Origin of the sequence: Streptococcus sp. HMSC072D07 (genome assembly GCF_001814835.1) — a bacterium.
Lineage (GTDB): Bacteria > Bacillota > Bacilli > Lactobacillales > Streptococcaceae > Streptococcus.
In genome coordinates this window covers 179,837-199,349 of sequence record NZ_KV818078.1, presented here as the reverse complement: position 1 = coordinate 199,349, position 19,513 = coordinate 179,837, and the positions used below count along the sequence as shown (strand labels likewise).

General features: G+C 41.8%; 20 protein-coding genes. All 20 read right to left on the bottom strand.

The genetic code is table 11. The annotated features are described in order from the left end of the window. Nucleotides 1–340: 340 nt before the first annotated feature. The 20 genes from pabB to HMPREF2991_RS08700 all read right to left on the bottom strand — a co-directional run bounded on the left by pabB (nt 341) and on the right by HMPREF2991_RS08700 (nt 19,502). Complete coding sequence (pabB, locus tag HMPREF2991_RS08795; protein WP_070568610.1) at nt 341–2,056, bottom strand: aminodeoxychorismate synthase component I; 1,716 nt, start codon at nt 2,054–2,056, stop codon at nt 341–343. A gap of 264 nt (nt 2,057–2,320) precedes the next feature. Further along, nucleotides 2,321–2,884 (bottom strand): TIGR01440 family protein, encoded by a 564-nt coding sequence (locus tag HMPREF2991_RS08790; protein ID WP_070568608.1) that lies wholly within the window; start codon nt 2,882–2,884, stop codon nt 2,321–2,323. A gap of 109 nt (nt 2,885–2,993) precedes the next feature. Further along, nucleotides 2,994–4,685, bottom strand: a complete 1,692-nt coding sequence (locus HMPREF2991_RS08785; RefSeq protein ID WP_070568606.1) for a cache domain-containing sensor histidine kinase — start codon at nt 4,683–4,685, stop codon at nt 2,994–2,996. Continuing rightward, nucleotides 4,682–5,419 (bottom strand): response regulator transcription factor, encoded by a 738-nt coding sequence (locus tag HMPREF2991_RS08780; protein WP_070568603.1) that lies wholly within the window; start codon nt 5,417–5,419, stop codon nt 4,682–4,684. The genes HMPREF2991_RS08785 and HMPREF2991_RS08780 overlap by 4 nt, the downstream gene beginning before the upstream one ends. 70 nt (nt 5,420–5,489) lie before the next feature. Then, nucleotides 5,490–6,602, bottom strand: coding sequence for a peptide-methionine (R)-S-oxide reductase MsrB (gene msrB, locus HMPREF2991_RS08775; protein ID WP_070568600.1), 1,113 nt, complete (start codon nt 6,600–6,602; stop codon nt 5,490–5,492). Nucleotides 6,603–6,611: 9 nt separating this feature from the next. Next, a complete protein-coding gene (locus HMPREF2991_RS08770) occupies nt 6,612–7,175 on the bottom strand; it encodes a redoxin family protein (RefSeq protein WP_070568597.1) in 564 nt (187 codons plus the stop codon). A 13-nt stretch (nt 7,176–7,188) separates the two neighbouring features. Continuing rightward, the gene (gene ccdA2, locus HMPREF2991_RS08765) at nt 7,189–7,899 is read right to left on the bottom strand and encodes a thiol-disulfide oxidoreductase-associated membrane protein CcdA2 (RefSeq protein WP_070568594.1); all 711 of its coding nucleotides are present in this window, start codon (nt 7,897–7,899) and stop codon (nt 7,189–7,191) included. Between the two features lie 163 nt (nt 7,900–8,062). Further along, a complete protein-coding gene (locus HMPREF2991_RS08760) occupies nt 8,063–8,614 on the bottom strand; it encodes a GNAT family N-acetyltransferase (protein WP_070568591.1) in 552 nt (183 codons plus the stop codon). A 349-nt stretch (nt 8,615–8,963) separates the two neighbouring features. Continuing rightward, on the bottom strand, nt 8,964–9,788 hold the full coding sequence (nadE, locus tag HMPREF2991_RS08755; protein WP_070568588.1) for an ammonia-dependent NAD(+) synthetase: 825 nt from the start codon (nt 9,786–9,788) through the stop codon (nt 8,964–8,966). Beyond that, entirely contained in the window at nt 9,785–11,245 is a 1,461-nt protein-coding gene (locus HMPREF2991_RS08750) for a nicotinate phosphoribosyltransferase (protein WP_070683883.1), read from the bottom strand. Before HMPREF2991_RS08750 ends, nadE begins: the two co-directional genes overlap by 4 nt. A 116-nt stretch (nt 11,246–11,361) precedes the next feature. Next, nucleotides 11,362–11,850, bottom strand: a complete 489-nt coding sequence (locus HMPREF2991_RS08745; RefSeq protein WP_061416407.1) for a DUF6773 family protein — start codon at nt 11,848–11,850, stop codon at nt 11,362–11,364. Then, entirely contained in the window at nt 11,840–12,049 is a 210-nt protein-coding gene (locus tag HMPREF2991_RS08740; RefSeq protein WP_001107501.1) for a helix-turn-helix transcriptional regulator, read from the bottom strand. The genes HMPREF2991_RS08745 and HMPREF2991_RS08740 overlap by 11 nt, the downstream gene beginning before the upstream one ends. A 201-nt stretch (nt 12,050–12,250) precedes the next feature. Beyond that, on the bottom strand, nt 12,251–12,661 hold the full coding sequence (locus tag HMPREF2991_RS08735; RefSeq protein ID WP_083312781.1) for a GNAT family N-acetyltransferase: 411 nt from the start codon (nt 12,659–12,661) through the stop codon (nt 12,251–12,253). A gap of 100 nt (nt 12,662–12,761) precedes the next feature. Then, nucleotides 12,762–14,126, bottom strand: coding sequence for an amino acid permease (locus HMPREF2991_RS08730; protein ID WP_070683880.1), 1,365 nt, complete (start codon nt 14,124–14,126; stop codon nt 12,762–12,764). A 76-nt stretch (nt 14,127–14,202) separates the two neighbouring features. Continuing rightward, nucleotides 14,203–14,685, bottom strand: a complete 483-nt coding sequence (gene greA, locus HMPREF2991_RS08725; RefSeq protein ID WP_000818765.1) for a transcription elongation factor GreA — start codon at nt 14,683–14,685, stop codon at nt 14,203–14,205. 62 nt (nt 14,686–14,747) lie between these two features. Then, nucleotides 14,748–16,493, bottom strand: coding sequence for an endolytic transglycosylase MltG (mltG, locus tag HMPREF2991_RS08720; protein ID WP_083312780.1), 1,746 nt, complete (start codon nt 16,491–16,493; stop codon nt 14,748–14,750). A 74-nt stretch (nt 16,494–16,567) separates the two neighbouring features. Further along, the gene (locus tag HMPREF2991_RS08715) at nt 16,568–17,071 is read right to left on the bottom strand and encodes a GNAT family N-acetyltransferase (RefSeq protein WP_070683878.1); all 504 of its coding nucleotides are present in this window, start codon (nt 17,069–17,071) and stop codon (nt 16,568–16,570) included. Further along, nucleotides 17,068–17,535, bottom strand: coding sequence for a GNAT family N-acetyltransferase (locus HMPREF2991_RS08710; RefSeq protein ID WP_070683876.1), 468 nt, complete (start codon nt 17,533–17,535; stop codon nt 17,068–17,070). The genes HMPREF2991_RS08715 and HMPREF2991_RS08710 overlap by 4 nt, the downstream gene beginning before the upstream one ends. Before the next feature lie 9 nt (nt 17,536–17,544). Next, a complete protein-coding gene (gene murC, locus HMPREF2991_RS08705) occupies nt 17,545–18,879 on the bottom strand; it encodes a UDP-N-acetylmuramate--L-alanine ligase (RefSeq protein ID WP_000048076.1) in 1,335 nt (444 codons plus the stop codon). A gap of 11 nt (nt 18,880–18,890) precedes the next feature. Then, complete coding sequence (locus HMPREF2991_RS08700; protein WP_070568568.1) at nt 18,891–19,502, bottom strand: divisome accessory protein ZapJ; 612 nt, start codon at nt 19,500–19,502, stop codon at nt 18,891–18,893. Nucleotides 19,503–19,513: the final 11 nt, after the last annotated feature.

The window sequence follows — 19,513 nt, the reverse complement described above, 5'->3', positions numbered from 1 at the left end:
TTTCTCAGCAGGTTTTTGCGCTGGTGTTTTTGATTTCTCAGCTTGATTTGACGCCGAAGTTGTATTCTCTTTTACAACCTTACCATTTTTAGATGCATCCTTTTCTTGAGCAGAAACATGCTGAGCCGAAAAAGGAAAGTCTCCAGTTGTATCTGATAATGCAATAAGTCCCAGTGTTGCAGTTGCTAAGCTGGTTACTAAAATTTTTTTGATTTTTTCATAAAAATCTCCATTATTTTTATTGATTTATACTTATAGTATACCATATATTTAATTTTGCTTTCAAATCAAATATTAAATATTAACAAATAAATCTAAAACTTAATTGAAAAATCCATAGTTATATCACTTCCAACTCATACAAACCTCTGACTGCGTTACAGCCATAGATAGCCTCCGCCTGAGCTAGGTCTTTTAAAGTCAAGACTTTTTCATCTACCAGTCCTCTTTCCAGCAAATGCTGGCGGTAGATTCCTGGTAAAATTCCTAGACTGGTAGGCGGTGTGTAGAGTTTACCATTAATTTTTAAGACCAGATTTCCAATAGAGGTCTCAAGTAGTTCTCCTGTTGCATTATGGTAAATGATTTCCTGTTCCCCTAGACTTAAGTGTGGTCTATTAGTTGTTTTAAAGTAGGTAAACGCTTGATTCAAATCTGCTTCTTGCAGACAAAGTTGAGCCTGACAGAAACTTGGACTAAGGGGTGTTAAGATTTGGCTACTGAGTTCTATCTCTCCAGATTTGCTGAGGATGATTCGCAAGCGGTAGTCTTGATTAGCATCACAAACTTGGCACTCTTTCTCTATCTTTTGTCTCAGTTCTTCCGGATTAAAAGGATAGGCAAAATATCGACTAGCCTTTGTCAGTCTTTCCAGATGTTGTTCTTCAAATAACAAGTTTTTCTGGCTGATTTTCCCAGTTGTAATCAATTGGAAACGTGCTTGTTTACGATAGAGTACAGCCGCCTTTTGATGAACCTCTCGGTATTCAGATTCCCAGGTGCTATCCCAAGTAATCCCGCCTCCAACTCCATAGATGGCTTTCCCTTGATGCAGTTGAATGGTCCGAATGGCGACATTGAAAATCCGTCGTCCATTTGGAAGCAAGAGACCAATCGTTCCGCAGTAAACTCCTCTGGGTTGGGGCTCCAAGTTCTTGATGATTTCCATGGTCGCAATTTTTGGAGCTCCCGTTATGGAACCACATGGAAAGAGCGAACGGAAGATTTCAACTAGGTCAACATCCGATCGTAACTGACTCTTGATGGTCGAAGTCATTTGCCAAACGGTTGAATACTGCTCCACTTGACAGAGACGCTCCACATGTTCACTACCCACTTCGGAAATACGGTTCATATCATTGCGCAAGAGGTCCACAATCATCATATTTTCAGAACGATTTTTGGGATCCTGCTCCAACCAACTAGCCTGGTCCAGATCATCTTGGTCAGCCACTCCCCGCTGAGTCGTTCCCTTCATTGGTCGCGTTGTCAACTCACGGTCATTTTGCTCAAAAAAGAGCTCTGGGCTCATGGAAATCACTGCCATCTCATCATGTTCAACATAGGCATTGTAGCCCGCCTCCTGCTCTACCACCATACGATTGTAAATGGCAAAAGGATTGACACTCAAGTCTTGCTTGAGTTGGACAGTGTAATTTACCTGGTAGGTGTCCCCCTGACGCAAATGATGGTGAATCTGGGAAATAGCTTTTTTATAGTCCTCTGCAGATGTTTGTTCTCGCCACTTTGAAGGCAGATCTACTTCCTCATAAGTCAAAGGAATAGGCGATGTTTCTACCCTATCATGAACTGTGAAATATAGCAGATACTCTGCCAGTAAAGGAGCTTTATGAACTGCTAATTTCTCCTCAAATGCAGGTGCAGCCTCGTAGCTGACATAGCCCACTACATAGTAGCCTTGCTCTTGGTAGCTTTCCACTTGTGCCAGCAAGTCTGCTACTTCTGCTAAATCTCTCGTTTTTAACTCTCTGATCGGCTGGGTAAAGGTGTATCTCTCCCCCAAAGCCCTAAAATCAATCACTGTTTTTCTATGCATATCTTAAGTATAGCACAAAAAAGCCAACCTAGAACAGCTAAATCCAGCTTTGTTTATTGATTTCTATAACGAAAAATCTTCTCTACCTTGCTTTTTTCTACTTTTGGCAATTCTCCATCAGATAACACCCCTTCTTCTTGTAAAAACTGATCTTATTTGGAGCACTTTGCACAAGAATCCAACAAAAAAGAACAGAGGAAGTCATGGTATCTATACCGTTAATTCCTCTGTCTTTTGCTTTTCTTCTGTTACTACAGAATGATTTCACGGCTTTCTGATAGAATCTTGTGGATACTGCGCACGCGCACCTCCGATTAGTTTGGGACGACTAGCTAGAGCCGTTACATGGGCATGCCCAATTTCTCTCAAAAGAGGGCGAATCGGAACCTGAACATGCTTGACATGCATGCCAATCGCAGTATCTCCGATATCCAATCCAGCATGGGCCTTGATAAATTCAACCTCAACTGGATCCTGCATAAACTTGAAGGCTGCCAACTGACCCGAACCTCCCGCATGAAGAGTCGGAAGGACACTGACGATTTCAAGACCAAACCGCTCTGCCACCTGACGTTCAACAACGAGGGCTCGATTGACATGTTCACAACCTTGAACAGCTAGATGAATTCCTTTTTCCTCTAGGATAGCTAGAATGGTCTTCACAATGATTTCCCCAATTTCTTGGCTGGATTCCTTGCCAATCTGACCACCTATCACTTCACTAGAAGAAAGGCCCAAAACAAAGATGGCTCCTTGCTTCAAATTAGCCTTGTCTATTACATCTTCTACAATCTGGCTTGTTGCTCTTTGAATGTCTTTTTCCTTCATACTTGATACCTCTTTTGTCACTATCTATCATATCTTTTTTTACTGATTTTATCAAGGCCAACAAGTCATTCTGATTTTTAAAAGCAAAACTCCCAGAATAGATTGGGAGTTAGCTCATTACTATTTTATTAATGCATATTTCAACTATCGTCCCTTTTGAAGGTACAGAATCAATCTTCATCTGATAGTTTTCTCCAAAATGAAGTTTGAGTCGTTGGTCGACATTTTGAAGGCCAACTCCCCCACGTTTGAGCTGACTTTGACTACTATCGCCAGCAGCTTGGAAACCAACACCATCATCCTCAATGCGGATGACAAGCCCTGTATTCTGTTTCTGAACAGAAACTTTAATATGTCCCTGACCTTCCTTCTCCTTGATACCATGGTAGAGGGCATTTTCTACAAGAGGTTGCAACACCAGTTTAGGCAAGACTAAATTATCAAAGTCAGGTTCTTCATCAATCTCATACTCCAGCTTATCACCATAGCGTTGTTTCTGGATAAAGAGGTACTGGCGGACATGATTGATTTCATCAGAGAGGCAAATCAAATCCTTTCCTTGATTGAGCGCCAAGCGGAAATAGGTTGCCAAGGACTTGGTCACCTGAACCACTCGCTGACTATCCTGAAACTCAGCCATCCAGATGATAGTGTCCAAAGTATTATAGAGGAAATGGGGGTTAATCTGGCTCGACAGTGCTTGAAGTTCATACTGCCGGGTTGCTTCTTCCTGCCTGCGCACATCTGCCATCAACTGATCAATCTGATCCAACATAGCATTAAACTGGCGAGTCACTTCTCTCAGTTCATAGGCGCCAGCTTCTTTGGCTCGAAGATTTTGTGTACCAGAAGCAATTTCCAGCATGGTTTCTCTCAGATCCTTCAAAGGGGCAATCCAGCGTTTGAGACTGAACCACACCAAGCAGATACAGGCAAGAAGAGATAAGGCACTAGCACCAAGCAAGGTCCACATGAGTTGACTCCGAACCTGGTCTAACTTTTCCAACGAAGACACGCCTATAACCGTCCAATCAGTCCCTGCAATCTTTTCCTGACTGACGTAGGATTGGTGATCCAGCGTATAGCCCTGCCCCGTCTCGATGTAGGGTTTCATGGCCTCCATTTCACTTGCTGAGCTATAGACAGTACGTTTAGGATGGTAGACAAATTCATGGTTTTCATTGATGATAAAGGCAAAGCCCTGCTGGCCCAACTGGAGTTGGTTGAGATAGGCTTCCAGAGTTTCATAGGAAATATCCAAACGAAGTACGCCAAGATTGGCCCCCTCTGCATCAACCAGTTCTTGAGTGACAGAAATAACCCACTGACTATCCGATTTACGAGCTGGTGTCAAAACTGGCTTAGCTCCCTGATGAATAGCCTTTTGGTACCAATCCTCAGCCATCATATCTGAGGAAGTTTTCATCTGCACACTGTCATCTGTAGAAATGACCTGACCGGATTTGGTGACCAGTACCACCGTTTTCAGGTCCTGGTCTGCCTTTAAGATGGTCAAAAACAGATCTCGAATTCCCTTGGCTTGGACTTGGTTAGGATTCTCAGCATAGGCTAGGACATCCTTCTGCTGAGTCAAACTGGTAGAGGTGGTTTCTAATTTTTTGATATAAGACTGAATAAAGTGGCTAGTTTGGCTAATGGTCGTTTGGCTATTACCCTCAATAGTGGCCTCAATGGCTGCTGAACTAGATTGATAATAGAAAGTCCCAACCAGAGCTAAGAGAATGAGAAAGACCAGAAAGATGGAAATAACCATTCTTACTAGGAGAGAAGAACGCTTCATCGGCCTTCTCCCTTCTTAAACTGACGAGGTGTCACACCTGCAATCTGTTTAAAACGTTGAGTAAAATAGTTCATATCTTCAAAACCAACCTTTTCGGCTATCTCGTAAATCTTTAAATCTGTAGTCAGAAGCAAGAGCTTGGCTTGTTTAACACGCTCTCTCACCAGATAATCCTGAAAGGGCAAGCCCAACTCTTTCTTAATCAAGGAGCTCAGATAAGTCGGACTAAAGCCCAAGTCACTGGCCAAAGACTTCAAACTAAACTGACTGTTAGCTAGACGGGACTGGATTTTCTGAGCAATATTTCCCTCAAACTTATCGGTTAATAAATCTTGTAACTGCTCTTCTTTTTCTTCCTTGTCTAGTTTTTGCTTAATTTTCCCTAACATTTCCTCAATATCCTGACGAGAAAAAGGCTTGAGCAAGTAATCATCGACACCTAGTTTGACAGCAGACAAGGCATAATCAAAATCATCGTAACCTGTCAAAAAAACTAGGTGAACCTGTGGATAGGTTTCTCGGACCAGACTGGCCAACTGGATGCCATTTAGCTGAGGCATGTTGATATCGGTTAAAATGATATCCGGCACCTGCTTTTGAATCAATTCCCAAGCCTGTCTTCCATTTTCAGCCTGACCGATGATTTCCATATCGTAGGCTGCTACATTGACCAGTTTAGTCAAGCCTTGTCTAACCAGATATTCATCTTCTACGATTAAGATTGTGTAGGTCATGCTCTGCTCCTTTGTCACTTACTAGTATCAGTATAGCAAAATTCTCCTCTAACTGCTTAGGAAAGCCCTCTTAATCAACATAATCTAGTAAATAGGCATAGCCTTTTTCCGCCATTTGGTCTTTGGGAATAAATCGGATAGAGAGACTATTGATACAGTAGCGCAAGCCCCCCTTGTCCTGAGGCCCATCTGTGAAGACATGACCAAGGTGAGAATCTCCAACTCGGCTTCTCACTTCCATACGCGTCATATTGTAAGACTTATCTTCCTTGTATGTGACAACATCTGGACTGATGGGTTGGGTAAAACTAGGCCAGCCACAACCAGACTCAAACTTATCCTTTGATGAAAAGAGGGGTTCACCAGTTGCCACATCCACATAGATACCAGATTCAAATTTATCCCAGTAGCGGTTTGAAAAAGCTCGTTCTGTTTGATTTTTCTGGGTAACTGCATACTCCTCAGGTGACAAGGTCTTTTTCAATTCTTCATCGCTTGGTTTGGGATATTTGCTGGCATCGATGACGGGGTAGGCAGCCTGATTAACATTGATATGACAGTAGCCATTTGGATTTTTCTTGAGATAGTCTTGGTGATAATCCTCAGCTACCACAAAATTCTTCAAGTTTTCCTTTTCAACTGCCAGAGGTTGATCGTATTTCTTAGCCACCTCATCAAAGACTTGGTTGATTACTTCCAAATCCTTTTTATCTGTGTAATAGACACCAGTACGATACTGGGTCCCCACATCATTTCCTTGTTTATTTTTGCTGGTTGGATTGATAATGCGGAAGTAATGAAGCAGGATTTCCTTGAGGGAAATTTGATTAGCATCATAAGTGACATGGACGGTTTCCGCATGACCTGTTTGGTTGATCAATTCGTACTTGGTTGTTTCCCCTCTACCATTTGCATAGCCTGAAACGGCATCGGTTATTCCAGGCACGCGTGAGAAGTATTCCTCCACTCCCCAGAAACATCCCCCAGCTAGATAAATTTCGTGCAAGTCTGCGTCTTTACTCACTTCTGTTTTTTTCACTGTTTTTCCTCCTTGGCTAACGGATGCTTTCTCAATTTGCGAGCTATCTGTCTGCTCTGCATTTCGCATCAATAGAAAATAGAAACCGGTTATGGCTAGGAGAATGATCCCTGCCAAGACAAAAAGTTTTACTTTATCATTCATAGCCTTTCTCTACCCCATTTCTTTCAATTCTTTTAAAATCATATCCTTATCCATAAAACCTGGTTGTGTTTTGACCAGCTTGCCTTCCTTGTCTATAAAGGCTTGAGTCGGGTAAGAACGGACACCATAACTTTCCAAAAGTTTGCCTGATGGATCAATTAGAACTGGAAAATTTTTATAATCCAATCCCTTGTACCAATTCTTAAAGTCCGCTTCTGCTTGTTCACCTTTGTGTCCAGGAGAGACCACTGTCAAGACCACATAGTCATCACCAGCTTCTTTAGCGATTTCGTCCGTATCTGGAAGGCTAGCCAGACAGATGGAACACCAAGAAGCCCAAAATTTGAGATAGACTTTCTTGCCCTTGTAATCAGATAAACGATAGGTCTTACCATCTACACCTGTTAGTTCAAAATCAGCGACTTCCTGACCTTTAGTCGCAGTTTGTGAACTAACTTGTTCTGTTTTGGATTGCTCCTTCATAGTAGACTCGTCTGACATATTTTTGGCCGAACAGGCTGCCAAACAACAGATTGATCCCACTCCAAGGAGACATGTTTGCCATTTTTTCATTTCTTTTTCCTCTCTATTCAAATAATGTAGTCAAAATGGAAGCATTTCCCAAAAGCACCAAGATTCCCATTACGATAATGAGGAAACCACCTACTTTTTTGAGGGTTCGGAGATAGGGATGGAGTTTTCGGAAATGTTTCAAAACATGGCTGGAGGCAAGAGCTAGAGCCAAAAATGGTAGCGCCAAACCCAGCGTGTAAACCAACATTAGACCAGCTCCCTGCCAAGCACCTGAACCACCTGAAGCCGCTAAGGCCAAAACAGACCCCAGAACCGGCCCCACACATGGCGTCCAAGCAAAACTAAAGGTTAACCCCAGTAAAAATGCCTGACTATAGCCGTTACCCTTTTGCCCTTGTCTCTTTAATTGTAGCCTTCTTTCCTTGTAGAGTCCCTGCAAATGTAAGACTTCCATCTGGTGCAAGCCCAAGAGAATGATAACCGCACCCGTCACATACTGAAACCAGGAAGCATACAGCAAATCGCCTAAAAAACCAGCTCCATAGCCCAGTAAGATAAAGATAAAAGAAATCCCCGCTATAAAGGCCAGAGTTCGCAATAAACTAACAAGTGAGGTTGAAAATTTTCCGCTAGAAGCCTGATCATCATTCTTATCATCCAACAAGACCCCTGCATAGACTGGCAACAAGGGTAAAATACAAGGAGAAAAGAAGGAAAGAATTCCAGCAAGAAAAACACTGGTAAAAAAGATTACATTGTCCATTGCCTTCCTCCATTCTTTGATTTGATAGGTCTATTATATCCCCAAAACTCCAGAAAAAACAGGGACAATGATAGGGAAAAATAGGAATTTAATCAGTTTATTTAGAAATCTGGCACAAAAAAAGCCAGACAAGGTCTGACTTTGATAGAAACAGAAAAGACAATCACCTGTCCTCTCTGCTTATCTGATAATAAATAAGATCCGCAACGTAGTCTTTTCTCTCCACACCATTGGCAACCGTTTTAAGATAGGACATCCCCACCTTTTTCATCACACGACCAGAAGCTGGGTTGAGACTGGCATATCTTGCTCTGACCTTTTGAAATCCTGCTCGAGTAAAACAGAAGTCTAAGACAGCTTTCAAGGCCTCCGTCATCATACCACGACCCCAATAATCTTTTCCTAAAACATACCCAATTTCACAACTTGAATCTTCCTCGTGCATTTCAATGATGCTGATATCTCCTATCACATGCTCTGGGTTCTCTTTGAGACAAATGGCCCATTTGTAATAGTTGGGATTAGTATAGGATGCAACCCAATTTTGAATCGAGTTCCGAGTCACCTCAACATCAGGATGAGGATCCCAGGTGACATAGGCCAGATTCTCAGCAGACGAAGCCCAATTTTGAAACATGGCTTCCGCATCACTCTCCACAAATCTTCTCAAAATCAAACGTTCTGTCTGTAATATTTGCGTACCGATTGCTTTCATAATGTTACCTCGCTTTCTAATCTTAAGGCTCAAGGTAAAAAGACTATACTCAGTAACAGCTAGAAAACAAGTTTTTCATCTAGTTACTTGACGCAGTCGCTGTCTGGTTTGAAATGCGCTTTACCAAGCTTTTTCAAACCTAGTCATCGTTGCGGGGGTGAGACAAGGAAAATCGAACTCTTCGAGTTACCGAATCTGCCTCGTTTTCCCGTTTCTAGACTCGGGCTGAAAACCTCCACTGGAGGTTATTCTTGCTTCCCAGTTTCTAGGCAAAAAGCTAAAAAGGTTCCCCGGGCCTTCCTCGCTTTCTCATTTCCAGGCTCAGGGTAAAAACCTCCACTGGAGGTTTTTACTCCCAAAAGTCATCAAATACGGTGATTGGTAGGTGGCGTTTGTGTTGGCCTTTGTGCCACCAGTTTTCGATAGTTGCTTGGGCTTCTGGACTGATTGATTTGCCTTCTAGATAGTCATCAATTTCATTGTAAGTGACTCCAAGTGCGACTTCGTCAGCAAGTCCAGGTTTTTCTTCTTCCAAATCTGCTGTTGGGATTTTTTCATAAAGGGCTGGGTCTGCACCAAGTTCCTTCAAGAGTTGTTTCCCCTGGCGTTTATTGAGGCGGTAAAGAGGGAGAATGTCTGCACCACCGTCACCAAACTTAGTAAAAAAGCCTGTGATATTTTCCGCGGCATGGTCTGTTCCAATGACGGCTCCGCTATGGGCACCCGCAAGGGCATATTGGGCAATCATACGACTACGAGCTTTAATATTGCCCTTGTTAAAGTCTGAAACAGGACTTCCTGTCGCTTCGACTGCAGCTGTCATAGCATCAGCTGATTCCTTAATATTTACAACTAAGCTGACATCTGGCTGGATGAAAGCAAGAGCTTTTTGAGCATCTGCTTCATCAGCTTGCACTCCGTATGGCAGGCGGACAGAGATAAATTGGTAGCTGTCATCTCCTGTCTCAGCTCGCATTTCTTCCATCGCTAATTGTGCCAAGCGCCCTGCCAAGGTTGAGTCTTGTCCTCCAGAAATTCCTAGTACAAAGGTTTTAAGGAAAGGGTGTTTTTTCAAGTATCTCTTTAAGAAGTCAATGGAACGACGAATTTCTTCCTGGGCATCAATCACTGGTTTGACGCCCAGTTGCTGGATAATGGTCTCTTGCAAACTCATTCTTCTTCTCCTTCACCAAGGGCTTCCTTGCGCATCTTATCAATCAAGTCCATCTTATCTTGCCAAATATCACGCGCCAAGTCCACTGGATAGTGTTGCGGATTGAGCACGCGCTTGTATTCATCCCATAGCTTGTCGAATTCCTTACGAGCATAGGCTTGAATCTCAGTCAAACTAGGTAAATCGTAAACTAATGTTCCTGCTTTGAAAATATCCACCAAGAGAGGAACGGCATCAAAATTACGAACGGTCTTTTTGATGTAAGTATAGGTCGGATGGAACATTTTAATTTCTGTCATGCTGGCAACATCCACACCGTCATAGGTGATGTAGTCACCTTCTGACTTACCTTTTTCACGACTAGTAATGCGCCATACTTGCTTCTTACCTGGTGTCGATACTTTTTCAGCATTGCTTGAAAGCTTGATGGTATTGCGCATCTTACCAGTTTCATCTTCAATAGCCACAATCTTATAAACTGCCCCAAGAGCTGGCTGATCATAGGCTGTAATCAGCTTGGTACCCACCCCCCAGACATCAATCTTAGCGTGTTGCATTTTGAGGTTAAGGATGGTATTTTCATCGAGGTCATTGGAAGCGTAAATTTTGGCATCTGGGTATCCAGCCTCATCTAACTGTTGGCGAACTTTCTTGGAAATATAGGCTATATCCCCTGAGTCGATACGAACGCCTTTAAAATTAATCTTGTCTCCCAGTTCACGAGCTACCTGAATAGCAGCTGGCACACCGATGCGAAGCGTATCATATGTATCTACTAGAAAGACACAGTCACGATGGGTTGATGCATAAGCCTTGAAGGCTTCATAGTCGTTTCCATAAACCTGTACCAAGGCATGAGCATGAGTCCCCAATACTGGAATACCAAAGAGCTTCCCTGCACGCACGTTGCTGGTTCCATTAGCCCCACCAATCACGGCTGCGCGTGTTCCCCAGATAGCTGCATCCATTTCTTGCGCACGACGTGTCCCGAATTCCATCAAAGGCTCATCTTCAATGACTGAACGAATACGTGCTGCCTTGGTCGCTATCAAGGTTTGAAAGTTAACGATGTTCAAGAGAGCCGTTTCGACCAACTGACATTGGGCTAGAGGTCCTTCAACCTGCACAATCGGCTCATTAGCAAAAACAAGGTCCCCTTCTTGGGCAGAACGAACCGTCAACTCCAACTTGAGATTTCGTAGGTAATCCAAGAATTCTCCATGATACCCAAGCGACTCCAAGTAGTCAATATCGCTATCTGAAAAGCGCAAGTCTTTAAGATAATGTACAATTCTTTCCAAGCCAGCGAATACTGCATAGCCGTTCTGAAAAGGTTGCTGGCGGAAATAAACTTCAAAGACCGCCTTTTTATTGTGAATTCCTTGGTCAAAGTAAACTTGCATCATATTGATCTGGTACAAGTCAGTGTGCAATGTCAAACTATCATCTGGATACATCTGTTTTCCTTCTTCCTACTTTACAAAGGTATGAACGTATTCTACCACTTTCACACCATCCGATAAATTAGTACTATTATAACACATTTTACCGAGATTGATAAAAAGCTAACAAGCTATTCTCCATTCTCCAGTTCATCCATATCTTGCTCAAACTTTTTTTGAGCCCATTCGCCATAACTTTTAAGGCCGAGATTGCCGATAAAAACCCAAGGAAGGTAAATCAGATAAGTAATAACCCAAGCAGACAAGTATTTAACGTTCAGAGGATTGTGCTGATAAATTTCGATATTGAATTGATAATTCTCCAACATCAAGAGAGTCGTAATAGCGAGAGTCACCAGCAAACACCCTACAATCGTAAAATGAAAACGACTATAGTAGGTCACTCCAAGTTGTCGTGCACGATTGAAAAAGAAGAAAATTCCTAAAAGAAGGGTAACCAGAAGAATATTAGAATTAAAAAGAGCAGGTGCTAATACAGCCACCAGATAGCTTAGCAGAATGAGCCCGATAAACACATTAAAAGACTCTGTCCCAGCTTTGTTAATCAGTTGTTCTTCTCTTTCGTCTAATAATTGATAATAAAAAAATCTATTTTTCATCTTCTTCCTCCCAAAATAATTGATCTAAAGTTTTGCCTAAGCATCTGCAAATGGACTGGCAAAGGGAGAGACTAGGATTGTATTTCCCTGCTTCTATCAAGCCTATAGTCTGCCTAGTAACACCCACAGCTTCTGCCAAATCACCCTGTGTCATATCAAGCTCCACACGAGCTAGTTTTAACTTTAAATTTTTAGCCACTTGTTTCCTCCTTATAATTTTTAAAAAGTTGCGCTCCTTTTCTCAAATACATTATACCATATATCTAACTTAATGCAATATATAAATGTCATTTTGTAAGATTTTATTAACAAAAAAACTCTCTACCATCTTACATGATAAAGAGTATTCGTTCTTTTTTGATACTTAGCTAAGTTCCTCTCCAAAAGAAAGAAGTCTAGATCACAAATCCTTTTGGTAATAGTATCTTTGCCCTGTGTAGGGATAGTCTTGCAAGGTAAAGACTTCCTTGTAACCATGGCTTAGATAAAAATCTGGTGCTTGAAACTGGTAAGTATTCACAAAAGCAAAACGACAGTTTCGTTTCTTAGCTTCACTTTCAGCTCGCTGCAATAGTTTCGAACCAATTCCTTGTCCCCGTAATTCCTCTCTCACAAACAAATATTCGATTTCCAGCCAATTTCCAAAAGTCTCAGCTACTAAGCCTGCCATGAGATTGCCCATTTCATCTTCGACATAAAGGTTCAGTGGCTCGTTTTCAGCCTCTTCTCTTTTGGAACGATTATAAGCACGAATCAAATCCCCTATTTCTTGCGCTTTATGCGACTCCTTATTTTCCAATCTAACGTGCATTCAAACCTCCTAATAAACTGCTACAACTTGATTATAGTCATATTTCAATAAACTGTCAAACTAGAAAAAACTCACCAAACTGAGTTGATGAATTCATAATTTATTTTCTAAATTTCCACTGACTATAAATCCCAAAAACAAGGATACAGATAGCAGAACCAACTGCCCCCATGAAGGTAGACTCTTGCAAAAAGAGAGTCACGAAAACAAAGACAAAAAAGAGAATGGTTAGGGGATTAAGCAAGCGATACTGAGGCATGAGGTAGCCATCAGTCATGAAGTCTTGTGACTTGCGGTATTTGAGATGGGCCACCATAATCAAGATATAAATCGCGATGTAAACACCTGATGAGGATGCGGTGATCAAAGCAAAGGCATCTGAAACACCTGGTAGCACGTTGATAAAGGCAGCCAGAGCAATCAAGATCGCTGAGGCGATGATGGCATTTTGTGGAACATTGTGGCGTGAAAGGGTATCGACCTTGATAGCCTTTAAGAAACGATTGGGCGAATCATGGGCAATCTGATATAAGTGTCTCCCTGTTGAATAGAGAGTTGAGTTAAGAGCAGACGCTGCTGAGGTCAAGACAACAAAGTTGATTAGAGCCGCTGCCCACTTGATCCCTGCCAGTTCAAAGACCGTTACAAATGGAGAATCTGAAGAATTAAGATAAGACCAAGGAATAATGGCCATAATCGCAATGAGAGCTCCCCCGTAGAAGAAGATAATTCTGAGAGGAATTTCCTTAACAGCTTTGGGCAAGACCTGACGAGGGTTCTTTGTTTCAGAAGTTGTCACCCCGATAAACTCAATCATCAGATAGGCAAAAAATACCATTTGAAAGGCCATGACAAAGTTCATAACTCCGTTTGGAAAAAGAGAGAACTGGTCGCTGATATTTGCCAAGCTTGCAACACCATGCGGTGTCTTAAAGCCTGTCAAAACCATAAATACCCCAGTGGCAATCATGGCTAAAATCGCCACAATCTTGACCATAGCAAACCAAAACTCGACTTCTCCAAAGAGCTTAACCGCAATCAGATTGACCAAAGCCAAAATCGTTAAAAAGACAAGCTGAATCATCCAGCTAGGCCATGTGGGAAACCAGAAGCGGACATAGTCTGAGATGGCAGTGATTTCTGCCATACCGATAAAGACAACTGACAGCCAATAAGACCAAACTGAGAAATATCCCCAGCCTTTCCCCAAATGACGGGTGATAAAGTTGATAAAGGTATGTTGTTCTGGATCCTGATACAGCATCTCTCCAACAGCCCTCATCATCAAAAACATAAAGGCTCCTGTAATCATGTAAATCAGAATGATCGAAGGTCCAGTAAGGCTGATAGAGCGACCAGCACCTAGGAAAAGTCCTGTTCCGATTGTTCCCGCAATGGCCATCACCTGAACATGGCGATTGGTTAATCCACGCTCCATTTTGTTTTTCTTCTTATTTTCACTCATATAGTCTCCTTTTTATCCAAAAAACCAAAAAGGAGTTGAGCAAGGCAAAACCTTCACTACTCCTTTTTCATTCTATTTAAGCTGTTTTCTCAACCTTTAAGATTTTGACATCATAGCTACCAACTGGTGTTTCAATCGTTGCAGTATCGCCAGTCTTCTTGCCAATTAGAGCACGGCCAATCGGACTTTCATTTGAGACTTTACCAGCAAAAGCATCTGCACCTGCAGAACCGACGATGATGTAGACCTCTTCTTCGTCTTCACCGACTTCTTGGATTGTTACTGTTTTACCGATTGCTACCTCATCTTGGGCAACTGCATCGCTATTAACAATTTCAGCATAACGAATCTTTGTTTCTAGACTTGAAATTTGTCCTTCAACAAAAGCTTGTTCATCTTTCGCTGCTTCATACTCACTATTTTCTGAAAGGTCTCCATAGGAACGAGCAATCTTGATACGCTCTACGACTTCGGGACGTCGAACGAGTTTCAACTCCTCTAATTCTTTTTCTAGTTTTTCCTTTTCTTCAAGGGTCATTGGGTAAGTTTTTTCTGCCATTTTTTTAACTTTCTTTTCTATTTACTTTTTTAAAACAAAATTATGTGGAAAACCACATAATTTTAGTTTGAACTACTTGCTTGAGGTAACTTGCTATTGATATGCTCTGCAACGTTTTGATCATGTTCTTCTTTTGTTGTTGCAAAGTATACTTTACCATCTTCAACATTGGCTACAAAGTACAAGTACTCACTCTTTGTCTGGTTTACACTTGCTTCAATCGCATCCGAACTTGGGCTATCAACCGGTCCAGGCATGAGGCCAAGATGTGTGTAAACATTGTATGGTGAATCAATCGTTGTATCAATTCCAGCGTCATCTGCTAAACTAATCTTTTGACCAAGTTTTCCTTGAGCATATAGGATAGCGATATTACTTTGAAGTGGCATACCGGCATTCAAGCGGTTATAGAAGACACCTGCGATTTTCTTGCGGTCTTCGGTCTTAGCTCCTTCTTTTTCGACAAGAGAAGCAATGCTGAGCAATTCATTAACTGTCAGATTCTTTTCTTTGATCGTAGCGTAATATGGTGACATAGCCTTATCCATAGCAGCCACCATCTCATCAATCAAACTTTCAACAGTTGTACTGTCTTTGATTGTATAGGTCGCTGGGAAAAGGTAGCCTTCAAGACGATAACGAACACCACTGTCTTTTGTTGGAAGACTTCCTAGTAGGTTTGGATACTTAGCTACTAATTGTGAGATAAAGGTCTCATCTTGAGCTTTTGCCAAGAAAGCATCCGCAGTAAGAGGTTCTTTAAACTCACCTTGAAGTTGTCCTACTGTTTGAGCGATTTGCTCTAATGTATAGCCTTCTGGAATTGTCAAGTTTGCAAGAACAGGTGCCTGAGCTTCAGGAGTCCCACCTTTTTCCAATTCTTGAATCAACTCATCCGTACTCATACTCTTCTTCAAGTTGTAATAACCTGACTTCAAGTTGGCATGGCTATAGTATTTAGCATAAAGGCTAAAGATAAGTCCATGTTTAACCAGACCAGATTTTTCCAAGGTGCTTCCAATTTCTTGAACATTTGCACCGTCTGGGATTTGAACCGTTACGTAGTCCTTAGAGCTCGCATCCACAGGTTTCAAGGAATCTTGCACATAACCATAACCAAAATAACCACCAACTGCAACGAGTACTAGGAGAACTAGAACTGTTACTAGGCAACCTTTGGCTTTTGATTTTTTCTTAGTTGATGTTGCACCTTGACGACGACTACGACGTGGAGCATCAGCTAATCCACTGCTAGATTCTGTAGAAACAGGCTCAACTCTTTCAGGCATTCCTGGGGTAATTTCCTCTTTCTTGTCTTCTGTTTTATAGGTTACGGCAACCTTAGTCGGAGTGTCGTTAAATTCTTTTTCTTCGGGTTTAAGCTCAACTGGTTCTACCTTAGGTTGAACGGGTTCCACTACAGGTTCTTCAGCCAGATGAATCGGCTCTACTAGAGGTTCTTCAGATTCTACAACTTCAATCTTATCAATGATTGGCTGTCTAATCTCTTTCTCTTCTTGTCCATCCGTTTCATCAGTACTAGCACTTGAAAGTGGAGGAACACTTGGTGCATTCTTTAGGATTTTATCGACAACAGACAGGGAATCAGCCATCAACTCTTCTGTTGATGTTTCTGGTTCAAGATCTGAAGGAGTTGCTGAACTAGCTTGAGATGATGAAGCCGTCAGATTTGGAATCTCTACTTCTTTCCCTCTTCTATCTTGTTCTTTTACTCTTTCTAAATCACGTAGAATCTGCTCTTTAAAGCTTAATTTTTCTTCTTCTCTTGATTTTTCAGTCAAAAGCATTACCTCCTTGTTGACAATCCATAATATTATATCTTAAAAGTCGCAGAAAAGCAACCAACTAGGGCATTCCCTAGCTAGTTTTCTTTATTTTCAGGCTGCCAGACCATATCATACCATGTTTCCCCAGCAAAGCTTGACTGGGATATTCCTTCATTAACAAAGCCGTGCTTTTCGTAATAGGCGATAAGGTAATCATGACACGTCAGATTAATACCCTCTCGTTCATGTTCTAAAGCGACCTCTTTCAGAGCCTTTAATAGTCTTTTCCCCACTCCCAAAGCTTGTGCTTCCTTGGCAATAGATAGGCAAGTCACAGAAATATAACCTCCAGGTTGATGGCTATAGTCTTTTATTTCTTCTGTAAAAGACTGATCATCTAGATGGCGGTGTGGGACGACTGGACCTTCGATATAACCAAGAATACGCCCCTCTTTTTCAGCTACGAGAAAACTGGTCTGAATTTCCCGCAAATGGGCCTCAAAGACCGAACGAGGAATGGCTTCTTCAAGGGAAAAATTCTCTAGTTCTATCTCTATAATCCGATCTAAATCCGAAAATCTTGCTTGTCTGATTTTCATATTTCCTCCTGATAAAAAGGATTGGCCCAAATCAGATACCATTCAGAACCACTGTCATATTGACTCCATGTCACTTCTTCCTCAACAAAGCCATTCATTTCAAAATATGATAGTAACTCATCAGGACTTTGCAAAAGAATACCTTGATAATCTAGTTCGACTGTCACCTGTTTCAAGGCCGCAAGAAGAAGAGTTCCCAACCCCTGTCCCCAATGGTCAGGATGAATGGTCAAGGATTTTACTTCTATCCATTTGGAATGAATAGACTGAGCTTCTCCCAAAACATAGCCCAAAAGCTGATTTTCATCCCCAGCTACAAGAAAGGTACCCGCAGACTTGCGGATACTCTCTTCTAAGGATTGGCGGCTAAGTGTCTCTTCTGATGAAGGATTGGCTTCTTCAATCGCCAACATTTCTTCTAAATCTGATAGGGTAGCTTGCCTTATAGTGATTGGAATTTCCATCTGTTTTCCTTATTGGACGTTGCTTGTCAAGTTAGACAAGAGACGTTCAAATGAATATTCATAGGTTTGGATGTCTCCTGCACCCATAAAGACGTAAACAGCATTGTCATGGTCTAGGAGTGGAGAAACATTTTCAACAGTGATAACCTGGTGTTTCTTGTTAATTTTATTGGCTAAGTCTTCTACTTTGACATCGCCATGGTCCACCTCACGAGCTGATCCATAGATTTGCGCTAGGTAGACGGCGTCTGCTTGATTCAAAGCATGGGCAAATTCGTCCAACAAGGCAATGGTTCTTGTAAAGGTATGCGGTTGGAAGATTGCCACGATTTCCTTGCTTGGATATTTCTGACGAGCTGCATCCAAGGTCGCAATGATTTCTGTTGGATGGTGGGCAAAGTCATCAATAATCACTGTATCATTGACAATTTTTTCAGTGAAACGACGCTTAACACCGGCAAAAGTTTTCAAGTGTTCACGGACCAAGTTCAAATCAAATCCAGCTGTGTAAAGAAGACCAATAACAGCAGTCGCATTCATGATATTGTGACGACCAAAGGTTGGAATGTGGAATTGACCCAATTCTTGACCACGAAAATGAACGGTGAAGGTCGAACCAGTTGTTGAACGAAGGAGATCACTAGCTACAAAGTCATTGCCCTCAGCTTCAAAACCATAGTAATAGATTGGCGCATTGGCTGTGATCTTACGCAACTCAGCATCCTCACCGTATACAAACAAACCTTTGGTAATTTGTTTGGCATAGTCGTTAAAGGCATTGAAAACGTCCTCTAGACTTGTAAAGTAGTCTGGATGGTCAAAGTCAATGTTGGTGATGATAGAATATTCTGGGTGGTAAGGCATGAAATGACGCTCATATTCGTCTGATTCAAAGACAAAATATTTGGCATTGGCTGAGCCGCGACCTGTCCCGTCACCAATCAAGAAGCTGGTGTCTGTGATGTGAGACAAGACGTGAGACAGCATACCTGTTGTTGAAGTTTTTCCATGTGCTCCTGCCACTCCCATGCTGACAAAGTCGCGCATAAAGCTACCTAAGAATTCGTGGTAACGTTTGTAGCTGATACCATTTTGATCTGCATAGGCGATTTCAACGTTGTTATCTGGACGGAAGGCATTCCCCGCGATAATCTCCACATCACCTTGTAGGTTCTTTTCATCAAAAGGAAGAATCGCAATCCCTGCCTGCTCTAGTCCACGTTGAGTAAAGTAGTATTTTTCAACGTCTGAACCTTGAACCTTGTGTCCCATTTGGTGCAACATCAAAGCTAGGGCACTCATCCCTGATCCCTTGATTCCAATAAAATGATATGTTTTTGACATGCTTCTCTCCCCTACTCAGTAATTCTTGTCAGATTCAACTCTTGGGCAACCTGACGTTCCTGTTCTGTTTGCTTATTCTTTTTATTATAGATCTGACTCTTCTTTAGAAAATCGTAGTTGTTCTTTTTAGTTTTTTCCGTTTGGGTTTTCGGAGTTGGATTCGCCACTTGGCCAACCTCCTCAGCTAAGATATAGTGAGACTGGCTCAAGTTTTTACTAAATTTGGCAAACTCACCAGGATTTTCCTTTTGAAATGGTGCTGTTGGTTGGTTTCCTTGACGAACAAGTGTTGAACCATTGTGTCGTCTAGTATGACTAACATCCTGAGTCAAATACTTGGCTGAACGTTTCTTCTTTAAGTCCGCACGCGCCTCTTCTCGAGCCAATTCAGCATAGGTTTTTCCAACTTTTTTAGGTTCTGGTCTTGGCTTTGACTCCTTATTAACCACTGGAGAAACTACGGTTTCTTCCTCATTGATAGGAGACCATTCCAAATAGTTCTTATCGCGGTAATCACCTTTGATATTGCTAATAAAGTCTGACTCATCGTACAAGTCCATGACTGGCATTTTGGTCAGCATGATCTCATCATCTGACACCAATGGAAATCGATCTTGTTTCATTTTGTATTTCC